General features: G+C 62.0%; 20 protein-coding genes. 9 read left to right on the top strand and 11 right to left on the bottom strand.

The window, feature by feature from the left end; all coding sequences use genetic code 11:
- Positions 1–360 precede the first annotated feature (360 nt).
- Positions 361–576 (bottom strand): hypothetical protein, encoded by a 216-nt coding sequence (locus ACSQ84_RS19965; protein ID WP_436213418.1) that lies wholly within the window; start codon positions 574–576, stop codon positions 361–363.
- 154 nt (positions 577–730) lie between these two features.
- Here ACSQ84_RS19965 and ACSQ84_RS19960 point away from each other — a divergent pair, with 154 nt between their 5' ends.
- Positions 731–1,267, top strand: a complete 537-nt coding sequence (locus tag ACSQ84_RS19960; protein ID WP_436213657.1) for a PRC-barrel domain-containing protein — start codon at positions 731–733, stop codon at positions 1,265–1,267.
- Between the two features lie 125 nt (positions 1,268–1,392).
- Here ACSQ84_RS19960 and ACSQ84_RS19955 read toward each other — a convergent pair whose 3' ends face one another.
- Positions 1,393–1,698: a nuclear transport factor 2 family protein gene (locus ACSQ84_RS19955; RefSeq protein ID WP_436213656.1), complete on the bottom strand. Its 306-nt coding sequence runs from the start codon at positions 1,696–1,698 to the stop codon at positions 1,393–1,395.
- A gap of 715 nt (positions 1,699–2,413) precedes the next feature.
- On the opposite strand from ACSQ84_RS19955, the gene ACSQ84_RS19950 reads away from it, so the two are divergent.
- Positions 2,414–2,797, top strand: a complete 384-nt coding sequence (locus ACSQ84_RS19950; protein ID WP_436213417.1) for a PRC-barrel domain-containing protein — start codon at positions 2,414–2,416, stop codon at positions 2,795–2,797.
- Positions 2,798–3,071: 274 nt separating this feature from the next.
- On the opposite strand, the gene ACSQ84_RS19945 is transcribed toward ACSQ84_RS19950, so the two are convergent.
- The 3 genes from ACSQ84_RS19945 to ACSQ84_RS19935 all read right to left on the bottom strand — a co-directional run bounded on the left by ACSQ84_RS19945 (position 3,072) and on the right by ACSQ84_RS19935 (position 3,992).
- Positions 3,072–3,224: a hypothetical protein gene (locus ACSQ84_RS19945; RefSeq protein WP_436213416.1), complete on the bottom strand. Its 153-nt coding sequence runs from the start codon at positions 3,222–3,224 to the stop codon at positions 3,072–3,074.
- 181 nt (positions 3,225–3,405) lie between these two features.
- Positions 3,406–3,561 (bottom strand): hypothetical protein, encoded by a 156-nt coding sequence (locus tag ACSQ84_RS19940; RefSeq protein ID WP_436213415.1) that lies wholly within the window; start codon positions 3,559–3,561, stop codon positions 3,406–3,408.
- Positions 3,562–3,722: 161 nt separating this feature from the next.
- A complete protein-coding gene (locus ACSQ84_RS19935) occupies positions 3,723–3,992 on the bottom strand; it encodes a hypothetical protein (protein WP_436213414.1) in 270 nt (89 codons plus the stop codon).
- Between the two features lie 318 nt (positions 3,993–4,310).
- Here ACSQ84_RS19935 and ACSQ84_RS19930 point away from each other — a divergent pair, with 318 nt between their 5' ends.
- Complete coding sequence (locus tag ACSQ84_RS19930; RefSeq protein WP_436213413.1) at positions 4,311–4,901, top strand: cysteine hydrolase family protein; 591 nt, start codon at positions 4,311–4,313, stop codon at positions 4,899–4,901.
- Between the two features lie 72 nt (positions 4,902–4,973).
- Here ACSQ84_RS19930 and ACSQ84_RS19925 read toward each other — a convergent pair whose 3' ends face one another.
- On the bottom strand, positions 4,974–5,180 hold the full coding sequence (locus tag ACSQ84_RS19925; RefSeq protein ID WP_436213412.1) for a hypothetical protein: 207 nt from the start codon (positions 5,178–5,180) through the stop codon (positions 4,974–4,976).
- Positions 5,181–5,542: 362 nt separating this feature from the next.
- On the opposite strand from ACSQ84_RS19925, the gene ACSQ84_RS19920 reads away from it, so the two are divergent.
- On the top strand, positions 5,543–6,451 hold the full coding sequence (locus tag ACSQ84_RS19920; RefSeq protein WP_436213411.1) for a dihydrodipicolinate synthase family protein: 909 nt from the start codon (positions 5,543–5,545) through the stop codon (positions 6,449–6,451).
- Positions 6,452–6,600: 149 nt separating this feature from the next.
- Positions 6,601–7,569 (top strand): SDR family oxidoreductase, encoded by a 969-nt coding sequence (locus ACSQ84_RS19915; protein ID WP_436213410.1) that lies wholly within the window; start codon positions 6,601–6,603, stop codon positions 7,567–7,569.
- A 132-nt stretch (positions 7,570–7,701) separates the two neighbouring features.
- Here ACSQ84_RS19915 and ACSQ84_RS19910 read toward each other — a convergent pair whose 3' ends face one another.
- Together ACSQ84_RS19910 and ACSQ84_RS19905 are read right to left on the bottom strand one after the other, a co-directional pair.
- A complete protein-coding gene (locus ACSQ84_RS19910) occupies positions 7,702–8,172 on the bottom strand; it encodes a GcrA family cell cycle regulator (protein WP_436213409.1) in 471 nt (156 codons plus the stop codon).
- Positions 8,173–8,250: 78 nt separating this feature from the next.
- A complete protein-coding gene (locus ACSQ84_RS19905; protein ID WP_436213408.1) occupies positions 8,251–8,451 on the bottom strand; it encodes a hypothetical protein in 201 nt (66 codons plus the stop codon).
- Between the two features lie 290 nt (positions 8,452–8,741).
- Here ACSQ84_RS19905 and ACSQ84_RS19900 point away from each other — a divergent pair, with 290 nt between their 5' ends.
- Positions 8,742–9,089: a GrlR family regulatory protein gene (locus tag ACSQ84_RS19900; RefSeq protein ID WP_436213407.1), complete on the top strand. Its 348-nt coding sequence runs from the start codon at positions 8,742–8,744 to the stop codon at positions 9,087–9,089.
- An 18-nt stretch (positions 9,090–9,107) separates the two neighbouring features.
- Here the strand turns inward: ACSQ84_RS19900 and ACSQ84_RS19895 are convergent, their stop codons facing one another.
- Entirely contained in the window at positions 9,108–10,049 is a 942-nt protein-coding gene (locus ACSQ84_RS19895) for an acetamidase/formamidase family protein (protein ID WP_436213406.1), read from the bottom strand.
- A gap of 202 nt (positions 10,050–10,251) precedes the next feature.
- Between ACSQ84_RS19895 and ACSQ84_RS19890 the strand changes: the two genes are divergently transcribed.
- From ACSQ84_RS19890 to ACSQ84_RS19880, 3 genes are all read left to right on the top strand, one after another.
- Positions 10,252–11,058, top strand: coding sequence for a YdcF family protein (locus ACSQ84_RS19890; protein ID WP_436213405.1), 807 nt, complete (start codon positions 10,252–10,254; stop codon positions 11,056–11,058).
- A gap of 116 nt (positions 11,059–11,174) precedes the next feature.
- Positions 11,175–11,960, top strand: a complete 786-nt coding sequence (locus ACSQ84_RS19885) for a DUF169 domain-containing protein (protein WP_436213404.1) — start codon at positions 11,175–11,177, stop codon at positions 11,958–11,960.
- A 168-nt stretch (positions 11,961–12,128) separates the two neighbouring features.
- Entirely contained in the window at positions 12,129–13,307 is a 1,179-nt protein-coding gene (locus ACSQ84_RS19880; RefSeq protein WP_436213403.1) for a saccharopine dehydrogenase family protein, read from the top strand.
- Positions 13,308–13,440: 133 nt separating this feature from the next.
- Here the strand turns inward: ACSQ84_RS19880 and ACSQ84_RS19875 are convergent, their stop codons facing one another.
- The gene (locus ACSQ84_RS19875) at positions 13,441–14,709 is read right to left on the bottom strand and encodes an O-antigen ligase family protein (RefSeq protein ID WP_436213402.1); all 1,269 of its coding nucleotides are present in this window, start codon (positions 14,707–14,709) and stop codon (positions 13,441–13,443) included.
- Between the two features lie 183 nt (positions 14,710–14,892).
- Positions 14,893–16,443, bottom strand: a complete 1,551-nt coding sequence (locus tag ACSQ84_RS19870) for an undecaprenyl-phosphate glucose phosphotransferase (protein WP_436213401.1) — start codon at positions 16,441–16,443, stop codon at positions 14,893–14,895.
- Between the last annotated feature and the right edge of the window lie 67 nt (positions 16,444–16,510).

The following is a 16,510-nucleotide window of genomic DNA, read 5'->3' as shown; positions in this document are numbered from 1 at the left end:
AGCCCTCCAATTTTGATCACGTTCGCCGCCAGCACGCCACGGCGGCGGACTGGATTTAGCAATCGGCGCAGGCATCACCGGAAATGGCTAAAGGCCATCCGCTATTGCACTACACGAAGAAAATAGTAGCTGACGCCGAGACGGGCCGTTGTGCCCTTATCAAACGTTCCGCATTACGCGAGACTTGCCTGACTAACTGACGTTGCCGGCGCGGCTATGCAATCCAAGGCGCCCAATGAAAAACGGCGCCCAATGAAAAACCCTGCCGAGGGTGCTCGGCAGGGTCACGCAGAGAAGTCGACGGGCGGCAAGAGGGGGGCTTGGTGACCCGTCGAGGGTCTGCGCGATGCTGATCGATGACTAGTTCTCGGTACAGACCTTCATGGTTTTCATACCGGTCTCGGCTTCTGTCCTGGTCTTGAACGTACCGTTGTCAACCACTGTGATGGTTGTGGTCGTTGGCTTCTTGTCAACGATGGTACACTTCTTCGTCGTCGTGTCCCTTACCACATAGTATTCGGTGGTTTGAGCATGCGCCGAGGAAATGGTGAATGCGGCGACCGCGCCTGACAACAATAGAGCTTAGGCTGTCGCTAGGATATTTCGCGACGCAAAAATGTCTGGGGCAGAAGCGGAAATCAAAATAGCAGCGCAGAGTTCTGGCGAGCCACAGGGAACGTTTGATCTTCTGTTCTGTTCTTCAGAAACCGTTTCAAGCCTGGAGGATACAATGAAGACTCTCCTCACTGCCGCTCTCTTGAGCGTTGCTGTAATAAGCGCTCCGGCCAATGCCCAGACTGCCCAGCCAGCTGATCGCCCGGCCGCGACCGCTGGTCCGGCGGCTTCCGACGCTAAGATGATGCTCAAGGGAAATTGGCGTGCGTCGAAGCTCATGGGTCTCGACGTCTACAATGAAGCAAATGAGAAGCTGGGTGATGTCAACGAGATCATCCTGGACAAGAACGGCAAGGTCAGCGCCGTAGTTATCGGCGTCGGCGGCTTCCTCGGAATGGGCGAGCACGACATAGCCGTTTCGATGGACAAGTTGAAATTCGTCGAAGAGCCCGTCCGGACCAGCTCAACCGCTCCGGCCACGACTCGCGATAGCACTACCGGCGCGGCAACAGCCCCGGCGGGCACGGCGACCTCGACGAGCCCGGCACGCACGGCGGATGCCAATGATTGGGTACCCGATCACGCGGTGATGAGCGGTACCAAGGACCAGCTCAAGGCTATGCCGCAGTTCAAATATTCGGATTACAACTAGAATCGAAAGGCGGAGCCTCGTCCGGGGCCCCGTCCTTTTTTGAGAGGGCGCACCCTAATTTCGGGGGCTAGATGCAGGCGTCGAAATTTGTGGCGGAACGGGCCGAGCCATCCAAATGCTGCCGATCAGAGGGGCTTGCAGCTGGTACTTTTTATTTTGCCTGACGAGCTAAACCGAAAGTGCGCCCGAACCGGGTTGCCCCTGTCGTTACGATAATCGACCCAGACGCCATCTTCTGTGACCGTCATATCATCGAGGGTGAAGGCGTCTGCGGGTTGGTCTCTACGTTTCCCGGCCCAGTAGGAGGACAGAGAATCTCGACCAGTTAGGCTCGCGCCTTCGCAAGTGCATTCAAGGACCGCTTGCTCGTCGTATAGATCGAGCAAAGCGTTGATGTCGCCTGATCGACACGCATCGAGCCAGTCGACCACAATGGCCAGCGGATCAAAATCCTCGGGGCGCAGCGGCAAAATAGGTCCGTTATAAACAGCCTGCCGCCCCAGGCGCCCTGATAGGCCGTACCTGATGAATACAGCTTGAACAGTTGAAGGGAATCGCTCCGTAGAAATACGGCCGCCGTCCCGCGCTACTGAGGCGCCTCAATGTACGGCCTTTGTCCCGGTCGTCCTCAAGCTTCTCGATCGCCCAAAGAACGGCCCCAGCGCCTAGGGACGTGCACTGAGGCCGCTTAAGTTGTTCGTGTCCGTGCGTCTATAACAGACACGGCCCTCAACGTCGGTGATTGCCACTTGTTCCTGATGTTCGCTGTCAGCGGAGCTCGGAATCATCGTTCGCAGGATTCACGGGCTGGACCCTCAGCGCAGCATCGATGGCGCGCTTGGCATTACCCGAACGATCATCCACAGCGCCGCTCTTTGGCTTCCGCCCTGGCATTTCAACCGTCCATCTCCAGCCCGTGGGATTGGCCGTCTGGACGACGGTAAATTCAAGGCCGCGCTATTCCATGCAAAGGTCTTTAGGTTTTATGCCTGGTATCGAACAAACAGCGCAGAGGTCATCGATGGACAGGAACACACGGCCCGCCTCTCGGGCCGTGTCTTGCCGCGAAATATTCTCGGCCGATCCTAGGAACGAGACCGTAGCGGCCGAGTTACGACGACAAACTCACTAGCGAAGGAGGAAGCCATGGCACGTGCAACAGCCCATCCGGATCATCAATGCATCTCTAGCGAAGACATCCAAGGAACCGAGGTTTATGGCGCGGGCGGAAAGAACATCGGTGAAATCGATCACCTCATTATCGACAAGGTATCGGGTCGCGTGGCCTATGCGGTCATGAGCTTTGGCGGTTTTGTCGGGTTAGGCCACAGCCATTATCCGATACCTTGGGGCGCTCTGACATATGATACGTCGCTGGGTGGTTTCCGAACAAACATCACCGAGCAACAGCTGAGGGACGCGCCCCAGTTCAGCGATGACTCATGGCAGGATCGAGACTGGGAAACGCGCACCCACCAGTACTACGGGACACCGACGTACTGGGAGTCGCAACGTGGCCAAATGCGCTAGGCAGCGCATCTGAAAACCAGCCAGCCCATCGAAAGGCCCGCAGTGCTCAAACACTGCGGGCCTTTTTTCCAAGTGGATGTCTGCTGAGGGGCAATTGCGTTTGCTTCTAAGCACTTTACGCGCTTTGCCAGGCCCCGCGCTGCTTGAACTGCGTCGGCCTGCATATCGTTGCCGCGGCGGAGGAACGCCATCCGGCCCGCGTCTGGAGACTAGGGGGCGGGGTTCAAATCCTCTCTCGCCGTCGGGCCGCTCAGACCGGGGCAGATGTTTCGCCTCACTCCTGGCGGGAAGCGAAAATCGGCAGGTCCACGTCGAAGGCGAACTGAAGCACCAGGGCGACCGTTGCGACGACGGCGGCGAGTTCGACCAGCGCGAAAGTGAAGATCGCGGTCAGTCCGATGACTGCATTTTTGCGTCCGTTGATCATGATCCCCTCCTTAAGAAATCATTTAGCACCGGGGCCGTTCGGCTTGGTCGATGATGTGATCTTAAGGCTAACGGGGAACTTCCGCGAACCCGGGCGCGTCTGCGAATGCGGCTCGGATTGGCGATATGAGCCGATCCCGTGCCGATTTGGCAGCCCTCGGCCGAGGTCAGGAGGTCGAACCTCAGCCCGACTTGTTCATCTTCTTGACCTTGGCGTCGGTGGCTTCGATCGATGCCGCCAATTCCAGGATCGCCTTCGCCAGCAGCTCGGTGGCTTCCTTGGCGTCCTGACATCGTTCGGCGCGCAGCGCATAATTTTTGGCGGATGATAATGACATTGGCGACGTGGCCCTTCCCACGGAAAAACCCACCGGGTTGAGGCGGTGGGTTTCCCTACGCATTTACGTCTCGCGAAGCACGCCCTCAGGGCTACCCGCGATTGCGCCAAACATAGCGGGGAGACGGTTAAGGAACTCTGCTTGCGGTCCGGATCGGGCCGCTACAGAAACTCGCGCAGCCGCGCCAGCTCGGCGACATGCTCGGCAGACAGCAGCTCGGTGATCAATGGCGGCTGCGGCGCTGTCACAATCTCGTACAGGTGGCGGGTCGATGCAGGCTTGGCCATGAATTCCCTGATGCACTCATCGAGTGTGCCCTCGATCACCAGATAGGGGCCGGTGCTGTCGGTGCGGCGGGCGTTGCGGAGCGAGGGCCATTTGCGGACGGCGGCAGGAGCGTCAAAACTCACTGGAACTTCGGCACCATCCATTGTCGGCGAGCTCCTCGGTCACAGAAAAACGGCCCCAGCGCTCTCAGGGAGGCTTGCTGAGGCCGCAAGGAAATTGTGTGCATCCCAATACGCAGCTCATAATTCGCGGCGTCGCCGATGGTTCCCGGCCGATGCATGAAATTTCGATGGCGCAGTTGGTCGCGTCCCGGGATTGTCCGGTGTTCGAAACTGTGATTGTCATCACAGAGAGGCCGAGCAGCCGACGCCGAACGGTGCCAGGCAGAGACGCGCCCCGCTGGAACCTTTCAACAAGGCTTCGGTTGCCGCCCCGTGCAAGACGAGGAGGTTGTTTTCGCGATGATCCCGTTGAAAGACGCGGTCCATCTTTGCGTCGACATGCAGCGCATTTTCAGCAAGGGCGGCGTCTGGGAAACGCCATGGATGGAGCGGGTGTTGCCGGTCGTGACCGAGATCGCGGCGCGATACGACGAGCGCACGATTTTCACCCGCTTCATCACGCCGCAAAGCTGGGATCAACGTCCTGGACAATGGCAACGATACTTTCAACGCTGGAAGGCCGCGACCCGCGAGCACCTGCAGTCTGATCAGCTCGAACTCGTCCCTGAGCTCGCGCGCTTCGTGCCGCCGGCGCACGTCGTCGACAAGCCGGCCTATTCGGCGTTCTACTTGTCGGAGCTGGACGCACTCCTGACGGATAAAGGCGTGCGATGCCTGATCGTGACCGGGGCCGAGACCGACATCTGCGTTCTTTCCACGGTGCTCGCTGCGGTCGACCGCGGCTTTCGGGTCGTGCTTGTCGAAGATGCGCTCTGCAGCTCCTCGGACACCGGCCACGAGGCGCTGATGACGATGTACCGCACGCGCATGCAGGAGCAGATCGAACTCATTAATTCGAACGAGCTTGCGGCCGTTTGGAGCGCTCGCTAGCGGACGTTGCGCTTGACCGTATCCGGACGCGCTAAAGCTCGACCGTGGCGATGTTACTTGCGGCGCCAGGAGCTAGCTTGGGTTTGCCGCGCCGGTCGCACTTTCGGCGCCGGGAGCCGACACACGGACCTCATGACCCTGCCGAAGTGCAAGCGACGCCGCGGCTACCGCGGCCTCAAAAGCCGATTCCTTGGTTTCGTAGACGTTCTTGGCCTCTCCGTCATGCTGTACCCGCCATTCGCCGGCCGTGCCGACGATTTCGTAGATTGCTTGTCCCATCGAAGCCTCCTTCACGAAGCTAACGATAATGTCGCGCCTCGGCTCGGGTTCCTGTGCAGGGATTCACCGCAGGCCGGCAAACGGCCCCAGCGCGGGATAGGTGCGCTGGGACCGCCAACCTTGTGGGAGGTTTTCTTCCGGTGGGCCTGGGGGGCTGGGACCGGAAGCGGAGATACGACGCTCGGCAGTTGCGAAAGTTCCAACCGGACTCGCGCGAAATTTGGACGCTTCGTGCAAGCTTTTCGCGCGCTCGAATGGCGGAACTGGATTGCCTCAACAGCAGCGGTTAGGCTTCACCCGCCGATCGATAGACCGCCAAAGAGCGGAGTCGGATTGGGAAACGGAAACGCAAGGGGTCGAACATGAAAATCCGCCCGACCGGTGTGATACCGCCGATGACAACGCCGTTCCGCAAAGACGGCGAGATTGATTTCAAGCAGGTTGCCCCGCAAGTCGACTGGCTGATCGGCGCCGGCAGCCACGGCATGGCGGCGGGCGGCTCGACCGGTGAGGGGCACACGCTCGATCATGAAGAGTATCGCGACCTGGTGGCGGCAACGGTGGAAGCCGCTGGGGGCCGCGCGCCTGTGATCGCCGGCATCATCGTCGACTCGACGAGGGACGCAATCCGGCGCGGCAAACTGGTGCGCGACATGGATGTCGCCGCCTTGCAGGTGACGCCGGTGCATTATCTGTTCAAGCCGGACGACCAGGCGATGGTCGATCACTTCCGCCGCATGGCCGACGAGACCGGCATGCCTATCATCATCTACAATGTGGTGCCGTGGTCGTACCTCTCGCCGGCGCTGCTGACGCGGATCATGAACGAAGTGCCGCTGGTGGTCGGCGTCAAGCAGAGCGCCGGCGATCTGAAGCTGTTCGCCGATCTCATGATGATGGCGCCGGACAAGTTGATCTACAGCGCGGTCGACGCGCTGATGTATCCGTCCTACGCGCTCGGCGCGTATGGCTCGATCGCCGCGATCCTTTCCGCGGCGCCGCATTCCTCGGTCGAACTCTGGGATGCGGTCAAGGCCGGCGATCACGTCCGCGCGCTCGACTTGCACAAGAAATTGCTGACGTTGTGGAACGCTGTGGTGTCCGACAATCTGCCGGCTTGCACGCGTTACGCGCAGTCGCTGCAGGGCTTGCCGAAAACCTTCTCGCGCGCGCCGATGCCGGAAGCGTCGCCTGCGCAGCAGGCTGCGATCAAGCAGGCGCTGGATGGGCTCGGCGCATCGTCCGGCCGGCGCGTCGAGGCGGCGGAGTAGATCGCCCCGCGGTTTTTCCGCGCCGCGAACATCGCGTTGTCACGCGATCCAGCCAAGCTTTACCCGCGAAGTGTAACTGCTACACTTCGCCAAGGGCCCCCGTGCGTCGCTCGTGAAGGCCAAGAAAAAAATAACAGAGGAACGGTCTCATGAAGGACTTCGCCGGAAAATTCGCCGTCATCACCGGGGGCGGTACGGGCATGGGCCGCGAACTGGCGCGCCAGCTCGTTGCCGAGGGCTGCAATGTCGCGATGTGCGACATCTCCGCCCAAGCGATGGCCGAGACCGGGCAGCTGTGCGAAGCCGGGGGGCTGCCGCAGGGCCTGCGCATCACCACGCACATCGCCGACGTCGCGATCGAGGATCAGCTCAAGCGCTTTCGTGACGAACTGATCGAGCAACAGGCGACCGACAAGATCCATCTGCTGTTCAACAATGCCGGCATCGGCGGCGGCGGCAGCCTGTTCACCAACACGCGCGAGCAGTGGGAGCGTACCTTCAACATCTGCTGGGGCGGCGTCTATCTCGGCGTCCGCACCTTCCTCCCACTGCTGATGAAGGCCGACGAGGGCCATATCATCAACACGTCGAGCGTCAACGGGTTCTGGGCATCGGTCGGCCCCGGCGTGTCGCACACCGCCTACGCCGCCGCTAAGTTCGCGGTGAAGGGATTTTCCGAGGCGCTGATGACCGACCTCAAGCTCAACGCGCCGCACATCAAATGTTCGGTGGTGATGCCCGGCCATATCGGTACCTCGATCGTGTCGAACTCGCGCAAGATCCAGAGCGGCAGCGAGACCGAACGCCTGAGCGACGTCGAGATCGGCGTGACCCGCGCGCGGCTGAAAGGCATGGGTACCGACACCACAGCGATGTCAGACGAGGACATCCAGAAGCTCGCACTCGACCGCGCGCGCTCGTTCCGCGACGAGGCGCCGACCACGGCGGCCGCTGCCGCGAAAATCATCCTCGACGGCGTCAAGGCCGATCGCTGGCGCATTCTGGTCGGCGACGACGCCCACAAGCTCGACGCGCGCGTGCGCAAGACGCCGGAAGAGGCCTACACGCCCGAGTTCTTCGAGAGCTATCGGGACGAGGTCGGCTGGAAGCTCGGCTAAATCTGACTCGTCATGCCCGGCCTTGTGCCGGGCATCCACGTTTTTTTAGTCTGTGACAGCAAGCAAGACGTGGATGGCCGGGACAAGCCCGGCCATGACAAAAAGGGAAACAGTCTAAACGCCTCAAACACATCACGCCCGCGCCACGCGCTGCCGCGAGCCGGGCTTGTAGGCGAGGCGGGTGTGGCCGGCGCAATAGGGTAAACCCTTGAGCGGGGTGTTGCCGCAAAAGCAGAAGTCTTCCGCGCCGGGCGTGCTGATCGGCCAGCGGCAGTGCTCCTGGCTGAGTTCGAGCAGCGAGCAGGGATGCTCGCTGGCAATCGGCGCGTCGGGAGCCGGTTGCCCGTTGGCGTAGACCACTTGCAGCATCCGGTATTGGGCGCGCGGAACGGATTTCGGGCCGCGTTCCTTCGTGGCCGCTTGCAAACGCTGTTCGATATTGGCCGGGCCGCGGGTCAAGCCGAGACGTGTCAGTTTGCCGATCACGGCGTTGCGGCTGACGCCGATATGGGCGGCGATGTCACGGCAGGAGAGGCCGGCTTCGAAATGTTGCTTGAGGAGTTCGACGCGCTCGGTGGTCCAGGTGGGGATGTTCGCGAACATGCTTGCGGTTCCAATTCTTGGGAAACGCCACGCTCCCGCTTCCCGTCGACGCGTCTTCCCGTCAGGCAAATCCTCTGCTCAAGAGGGCCTGCCATTGTCACGGATCGACAGCAGCCCGTCCTTGATGGCGAGCCGGATGCCTTCCTCGATCAGGGTCTTCGCAACGCCGGGAACGCTAGTGCCGTGGGTGCCCTGTCTCACCAGTTTTTCGAGATAGCTGATGGTCGAGAGCGCCAACGTAACGGGAATGCGGTCGGTTTCGGCTTTTTCTGTAGCCATGCAAGAACGCTAACTTCTAATCACTGTACTGAAAAGTATCTATTTAGACTCTATTAAGTTTCATGGGGATAAGTCAAATGGTTCGGAGGTCGCGGCTTATCTCTCTGTAAACGCGTCGAAAAATCGGTGTTGCTGTTCAGGCTTGCGGTTGAATGGCGCAGCGCGACCACGGGATAGGGGCGGGTCTTGCCATCGCCGCCGCGGCGAAACGATCCCAGTTGTCAGCCCATTTCCCGATTGCGTCCGGGTGTTTGCACGGACGATGCTGGTCCGGCAAAGGGCGACGCGCGATGACGATGACCAACGGTCTCTACTCGATCGTGACCGAAATGATCGACGGCGGGCATGGCCACGCCAGTGGCGTCATCGTGCTGCTGGATGGCAGGATCGCCGGCGGCGACTCGCATTTTTACTACACGGGCTCCTACACCGCCGATCGCGGCAAATGGCGCGGCGAACTGACCACCAGGCAGCACACCAAATCGGCTGGCGTGCTGCCGCTGTTTGGCGGGCGCGAGGTCACCACTGGCTTCAGCGGCACCTTTACCGCCGATAGCGCTGACGTGCAGGGAGCAGCGCTGGTTGGCAAGACCAGCGTCAGGATTCATTCCAGACTGGAACTGCTTTCGCCGCTGTGACGGCGCAGCGCGCTGAGATCAGCCGTGCACGACGCTCTTTGCGATCATGCAGTGAATGCCCTTGGAGCCGTTGACCGTTTGCGTCACCCGCAGATCGGCGGCCAGGCTGCACAGCGTGTAGGCGTCCTCGCGCGACAGACTGCGCTTCTCGCCGAGCAGCACGATCATGTCGCGCAGCGCGCGCACCACGCATTGGTCGAGGTCGGGGTCCATCGCCATCGTCATGTAATGCTCCGGCGTCTCCGCGCGCGGATAGTCCAGCCGCAGATCCTTGCGCAGCGTCAGCCGGAAGCGGCCCTGCAGCGCGGTCTCGATCGCGGTGACGCAGACTTCGCCGTCGCCCTGCACGCCATGGCCGTCGCCGCAGGAAAACAGCGCGCCCGGCACGAACACCGGCAGATAGAGTTTGGCGCCGGCCCCGAGCTCCTTGTTGTCGAGGTTGCCGCCCATGGCGCGCGGGATCAGCGAGGTGATGCGGCCCCACGCCGGCGGCGGCGCCACGCCCATCACGCCGAAGAACGGTTTTAGCGGCAGGTCGAGCCCCCACGGCATCCGGCCCACCATCTGCTCGCGGTCGAGCGGAATGTTGAGCAGGCGCGCCTGCGGAAAATCGTCGGGCAGGGTGCCGGACAGCGGCTTGATCAGATTGTAGCCCCAGTCCTGCCGGAGCTGGACGTCGAGTATATCGACCTCGAGCACGTCGCCCGGCACGGCGCCTTCAACCGCGATCGGGCCGGTCAGGATATGGCCCGGTACCATCCGCTCGTTCTGGGCGTGAACCTCGGCAAGTTCGGGCGGCACGTGGAATTGGCTGCGGTCCGGCACCACATCGGGGCCGCCAGAGATGGTATCGACCGTGACTTCATCGCCGCTGACGATGGTCATGACCGGCGGCAGTTTCGCTTCGAAAAAGCCCCAGTGGCAGGTTTTCGGGCTGGAATGCAGATGATGGTGGGTCATGACGGGCTTTCTTGAAGTTTGCCTTTTGATTTTGCTGTCATTGCCGGGCGTAGTAGTCTGCTTGCGCAGACTACGTAAACTTGTCTGCGCTCCCGGCAATCCATCATTCTCGAGTAATCCATTTTGTGAAGGTAGATGGACGCGGGTCAAGCCCGCGTATGAGACTGTTGGCACAAACGCCGGTCTGTAAGGTAGTCACCCTTTGTTCTTCGTCCTCTCCAAAACGCTCGGCTACATGCTGATGCCGACGAACCTGCTGATCGGCGTCGGCTTCGTTGGCGCCATCCTGCTGGTGACGCGCTTCGCATCGCTCGGGCGCAAGCTCGTGATGGCGTCGGTGCTGCTGCTGGTGATCTGCGGATTGTCGCCGCTCGGAAACCTGATGCTCTATCCGCTCGAGCAGCGCTTTCCGCGATGGGAGGCCGGAGCAGGTCCGCCGCCGGACGGCATCGTCGTGCTCGGCGCATCGATCGAGGCCGATCTGTCAGCCGCACATGGCACGCCGGTGGTGCGCAGCGCACCCGACCGCATCATCGCGGCGGCGGCGCTGGCGCATCGCTATCCGAATGCACGCATTCTGTTCACCGGCGGCAGCGCCAACCTGATTTCGAACGACGCGCGGGAAGCCGATTTTGCCGGCGCCGTTTTTGAAAGCCTTGGCATCGCCAAATCGCGTTTGATCATGGAACGGGCGTCGCGCAACACGGTGGAGAACGCCCAATTTTCGAAAGCACTGGTGGCGCCGAAGGACGGCGAGCGCTGGTTGCTGGTGACCTCGGCCTTTCACATGCCGCGGTCGGTCGGCCTGTTCCGCAAGGCCGGCTTTGCGGTCGAGGCCTATCCGGTCGATTGGCGGGTCGGCGGCCGCGGCGACCTCATGACGTTCTCCAACGCCATCCTGGACGGATTGGGGCGAACCGAAACCGCGGCGCGCGAATGGCTGGGCCTGGTGGCGTACCGGGCCACCGGCAGGATCGACGATTTGCTGCCGGGACCGGTGCCGAAGTAGAGGTCGCAACACGCGGCCTGCCGGGCTAGAATTGAGGCCAGCAGCCACAAGGTGACGCCAACAGGCGCACCGGGGGTGACGCCAAGGGGCGCACCAGCGAATTGGGAGTTCACGCCATGCAACAGCAAACGCCGCCGGAAGCGTTCGATTTGAACGGCATGGCTGCCGATCTGATCAGCCTGTTGCGGCTGCGGACCACCGTGATCGGCATCAAGATGTTCGCCACCGTCGAGGAGATGGCGGCGATCCCGAAAATCCGGCGCCCCAGTGCGGTGCATACCACCGACCAGATCGTCAGCATGGCTTCGCGCCTGGGGTGGACCGTCGGCATCACCGGCGAGGATCTCGTCGGCGCGCAATGCCGCGCCGTGATCGGCCTCGCGCCAAAAGACGACAAATTTCTCGAGGGGAAAAACTATGTCGGCGTCTGGCATGGCACCGAAGAGGACGCGCGCAAGCGCCAGGAAGCGCTCGATGTCGTGCCGTACGGCCAGTACCAGGCGATGGCGGTGAGCCCGCTCACCAGCGGACGGCTCAATCCGCCGGATATTTGCCTGGTCTATGCGACGCCCGGCCAGATGATCATCCTGATCAACGGGCTGCAATATACCGGCTACAAGAAGTTCGAATGGGGCGTGGTCGGCGAGACCGCATGCGCGGATTCCTGGGGGCGGGCGCTCAAGACTGGTGAGCCCTCGCTCTCGCTGCCGTGTTTTGCGGAACGCCGCTACGGCGGCGTGCCCGACGAGGAAATGCTGATGGCGCTGCAGCCCGCGCATCTGGCCAAGGCCATTGTCGGCATGAAGCAGCTGGCGAAAAACGGCCTGCGCTATCCGATCGCGCCCTATGGCATTCAAGCCGACGTCCGCGCCGGCATGGGCGTTTCCTACGCCAAGAAATAGGCCCAAACGGAATAGACCGTCATTGCGAGGAGCCAACGGGTCGCGCGAATGCGCGCCCGATGATAAACTCCGCGGCGAAGCAATCCATCCTTTTTCGCGGCGACATGGATTGCTTCGCTTCGCTCGCAATGACAGAAGAACCGGCAGTCACTTCAAGGAACTAAAAACATGTCATCGTCGAAATTCGACATCGTTGTTTACGGCGCCACCGGCTTCACCGGCCAGCTCGTCGCCGAATATCTCGCCGCGCACTACAAGGGCGACAGCAGCCTGAAATGGGCGATAGCCGGGCGCAGCAAGGACAAGCTCGCGTCAGTCCGCGACGCGATCGGTGCGCCGTCGGATACGCCGCTGATCGTGGCCGATGCCGGCGATCCCGCGTCCTTGCAGGCGATGGTGGCGCAGACGAAATCCGTGATATCAACGGTTGGTCCGTATTTGCTCTACGGCAACGAGTTGCTGTCCGCCTGCGTGGCCGCCGGCGTCGATTATTTCGATCTCTGCGGCGAGCCGATCTGGATGCGGCAGAAGATCGAACAACATGAGGCGGAGGCCAGGAAAAGCGGCGCGCGGATCGTGTTCTCCTGCGGCTATGACTCGCTTCCGTTCGAGCTCGGTGTTTTCTGTGCCCAGGAGGAAGCAAGGAAGACCTTTGGGGCGCCGGCCGCGCGGGTCAAGGGTCGCGTGCGCGAGATGACGGGTACGGTGTCCGGCGGTACGGCTGCGAGCATGCGGGCGATCATCGAGGCGACTATGAAGGATTTGAGCCTTGTCAGCATGCTGCGCGATCCCTTCGTGCTGACCCCGGGTTTCGACGGACCGAAGCAGCCGCCGGGCAACAGGCCGGTCTTCGATGAAGACCTCAACGCGTGGACAGCGCCGTTTGTGATGGCGAACATCAACACGCGCAACGTTCATCGCTCGAACATGCTGCTGGGTTTTCCTTACGGCCGTGATTTCGTCTACGACGAGATGGTCGTGACGGGTCCGGGTGAGCAGGGCGAGGCGATGGCGAAGAAGGTGATGGCGGCCAACAACAAGCTCTCCGGCACCGATGTGCCGAAGCCGGGCGAGGGTCCCTCGAAGGAGGAGCGCGAGAACGGCAGCTATGATTTGTTGTTCATGGCGATTGCGCCCGACGGCAAGCGGGCCCGCGCCGTCGTCAAGGGCGACCGCGATCCCGGCTACGGCTCGACGTCCAAGATGATCGCCGAATGCGCGATCTGCCTGTTGCGCGACAGGCCGGATGTGCCCGCCGGCATCTGGACGCCTGGGGCGGCGATGGGTCACAAGCTGATCAAGCGGCTTGAGGATCATGCCGGATTGTCGTTTCGCGTGGAGAAGTAGCTTCGGATCGTAGGGTGGGCAAAGCGCAGCGTGCCCACCCTTCAGAGCGAGCTAGTGATGGTGGGCACGGCGCTATGCGCCTTTGCCCACGGACTGACGTTTGGCGTGGAGAACTAGGCTTGCCAGAAGGCGCCTAGGAAGCGGGCGCGGCGCTGAACGCCTGACCGGCGCGGGCCTTGTAGTGCTCGGCGGCGACGAACATGCCCCACATCAGCCCCAGCATCATCCAGAAGTGCCGCCAATGGTCGGAGTCGATGATGAAACTCTCGCCGACGGTGCCGAGATAGGCGGCGAAGATGGCGAGATAGGCGCGCTGCCAGGGTGCGCGGACGAAGATGTAGCGGAATCCGTTCAGCGCCGTGATGAACACCAGCGCCGGATAGCAGACGCCGGACAGCCAGCCGCCGGACATGAACGCGTTCAGGTAGGAATTGTGGGTGTCCTCGGGAAAATAGCGGGTGAATTGCAGCGGACCTATTCCGAGCGGCAGATCGAGCGCCATGTTGGCGCCGAGGATATAGCGCCCGAACCGGCCGAAGCGGCCGGAGTCGTAGCTTTGATCCAGACTGGCGCGCTGCTTGAACATCTGCGCGATCGAGTCGAATGACAGCAGCACCGCCACCAGCGCCGCCGCGAGGATCACAGCGACAAGCGCAATCAGGATGATGCGCGAACGTTGCGCCTGCGAGCGGCTGGTCAGCACCATCAGCGTCAGCATGAACATCGAGCACAGCATCAGCCCGCCCCAGGCCGCGCGGGAAAACGCCAGCAGGATCGCCAGCGATATGATGCCGAAGGCGACGGTGTTGCGCAGCGATTTGGCGAGTTTGTCCGTAACCACGCTTTGCAGGGCGAACAGCGCCGGCAGGATCAGGAACGCACCGAGCACGTTCGGATCCTTGAAGGTGCCGCGCGCGCGATCGTACAGCGTCAGCAGATCGCGTCCGCCCGGGACGAGGTTGAAATAGCCGGCGATGCCCAGGCTCGCCGCGATGACCGCGCCGGCAACGAGGCCGCGCCGGAGCATGTCGAGCCTTGCAGCGGTATCTTCGGCCGCCACCATCGCGAACAGCATCACGGTAACCGCCATGTACCAGGAGGTCGCGATCCAGTTGCCGACACCGGGCCGGTCGATCACGGCAATGGCGCTGATGGTGTAGCCGGTATTGACCAGGAACAGGGCCAGCAGCAGCGGGATGAACACCAGCCGCATCCGCAAGGCGCCGGTGGCGAAGAAGATCAGCGAAGCGAGCAGCGTTGCGATCTCATAGGGGCTGGGCTCGATGAACACGATGGCCCCGGACGCACCGACCAGCCAGACCATCGCGCGCTGCACCGCGAGCACGCCCGGCGCGGCCGTCGTCGATGCAAGATACCCCTCGGCTGTCGCCGCATACGCCATTCGATACTCACGCAACACACTAGAACACTACAATACGCAACAACTGTTACTTCCGTCATTGCCTGCGACAAACGCGAAGCGTTTGCGCAAGGGAGCGAAGCGACGAAGCAATCCATCCATCCGCAATGCCGCGCTATGGATTGCTTCGCTGCGCTCGCAATGACGGCGGATAGTCCTCAAAACTCAATACGCGTTCTCGTTCTTTGTCATCAGCGCGAGCGGCGTCCGCAGCAGGATGAACAGGTCGAACAGCACCGACCAGTTCTCGATGTAATAGAGATCGAACTCGACACGCTTCTGGATCTTCTCGTCGGTGTCGACCTCGCCGCGCCAGCCGTTGATCTGGGCCCAGCCGGTGATCCCGGGCTTGACGCGGTGACGCGCGAAATAGCCGTCGACGGCCTCGTCGAACAGCCGGCTCTGCAATTTGCCCTGCACCGCGTGCGGGCGAGGGCCGACCAGCGACAGGTTGCTCTTGAATACGACGTTGAACAGCTGCGGCAGTTCGTCGAGGCTGGTCTTGCGGATGAAGCGCCCGACGCGGGTGACGCGGCTGTCGTTCTTGGTCACGACCTTGGAGGCGGTGGGATCGGCAAGATGATGGTACATCGAGCGGAACTTGAAGACGTCGATGCGCTCGTTGTTGAAGCCGAACCGCTTCTGGCGGAAGATCACCGGCCCGGGGCTGTCCAGCTTGATGGCGAGCGCGACGAGGCCCATCACCGGCAGCGCCAGCAGCAGGATCACGAAGCCGACGATGTGGTCGAACAGCCACTTCATCACCAGGTCCCAGTCGGTGATCGGCGCCTCGAACACGTCGAGCGTCGGCACCTCGCCGAGATAGGAATAGGAGCGGGGACGGAAGCGCAGCTTGTTGGTGTGGGCCGACAGGCGGATGTCGACCGGAAGCACCCATAGCTTCTTCAGCATTTCGAGGATCCGCGTCTCGGCCGAGATCGGCAGCGCGAACAGCACGAGATCGACGCGGGTGCGGCGGGCGAATTCGACGATGTCGTCGACCTTGCCGAGCTTCGGGCTGCCGGCGCAGGTCTCCAGCGCGCGGCTGTCGTTGCGGTCGTCGAACACGCCGAGCACGTCAATATCCGAATCGTGCTGGGTCTTGAGCGCTTCGATCAGCTGCTCGCCATTCTGGTCCGAGCCGACCACAATGGTGCGGCGGTCGAGCCGGCCATGTCGCGCCCAGCTGCGCACCAGCGCGCGCAGTAGCGCGCGTTCGATGATCAGGGCTGCAAGGCCGACGACGAAGAACGATGACAGCCAGATCCGCGAGATCTCGCTGCCGAGCTTGACGACAAAGGAGGCGCCGATGAACAGCAGGAACACGAAGGCCCAGGACGAGATCATCCGGGTCATCTGCCGGATCTGGCCGCGGAATGCCTGGACTTGGTAGATGTCGGCGGCCTGAAAGCAGATCACGGCGGTCGCCGTCATGCCGAAGATCGCCGCGATATATTCCCAATGGAATCCCTTGAGGCGCACGACATAGGCGAAATAGAGCGCAATGCCGATCAGGCTGAGCACGGCGAAATCGACAAGGCGGACCGCACCCGCAATCACGATCGGCGAATAGGCGCGGCTGACTTTCTGGTTGGTGACCGCAAGGGCTGCCGGCGTCAGCCGGCGGCGCCGTTCGATCGGCGGGCGGTCGGCGGTGGCGGTCATCGCGGCCGTCGCCGCGGCATCTAACAACGAGCGAGCGTTAATCGGTTCCACGTGTCCAAGTCCGATCTCAAATCCGTTCTTAAGCGGCACATAGGAATGCGCCTGCCGATGCGGAATT

It is taken from the genome of Bradyrhizobium sp. LjRoot220 (assembly GCF_964252915.1).
Taxonomy (GTDB): Bacteria; Pseudomonadota; Alphaproteobacteria; order Rhizobiales; family Xanthobacteraceae; genus Bradyrhizobium.
This window is presented reverse-complemented; position numbering and strand designations above follow the sequence as displayed.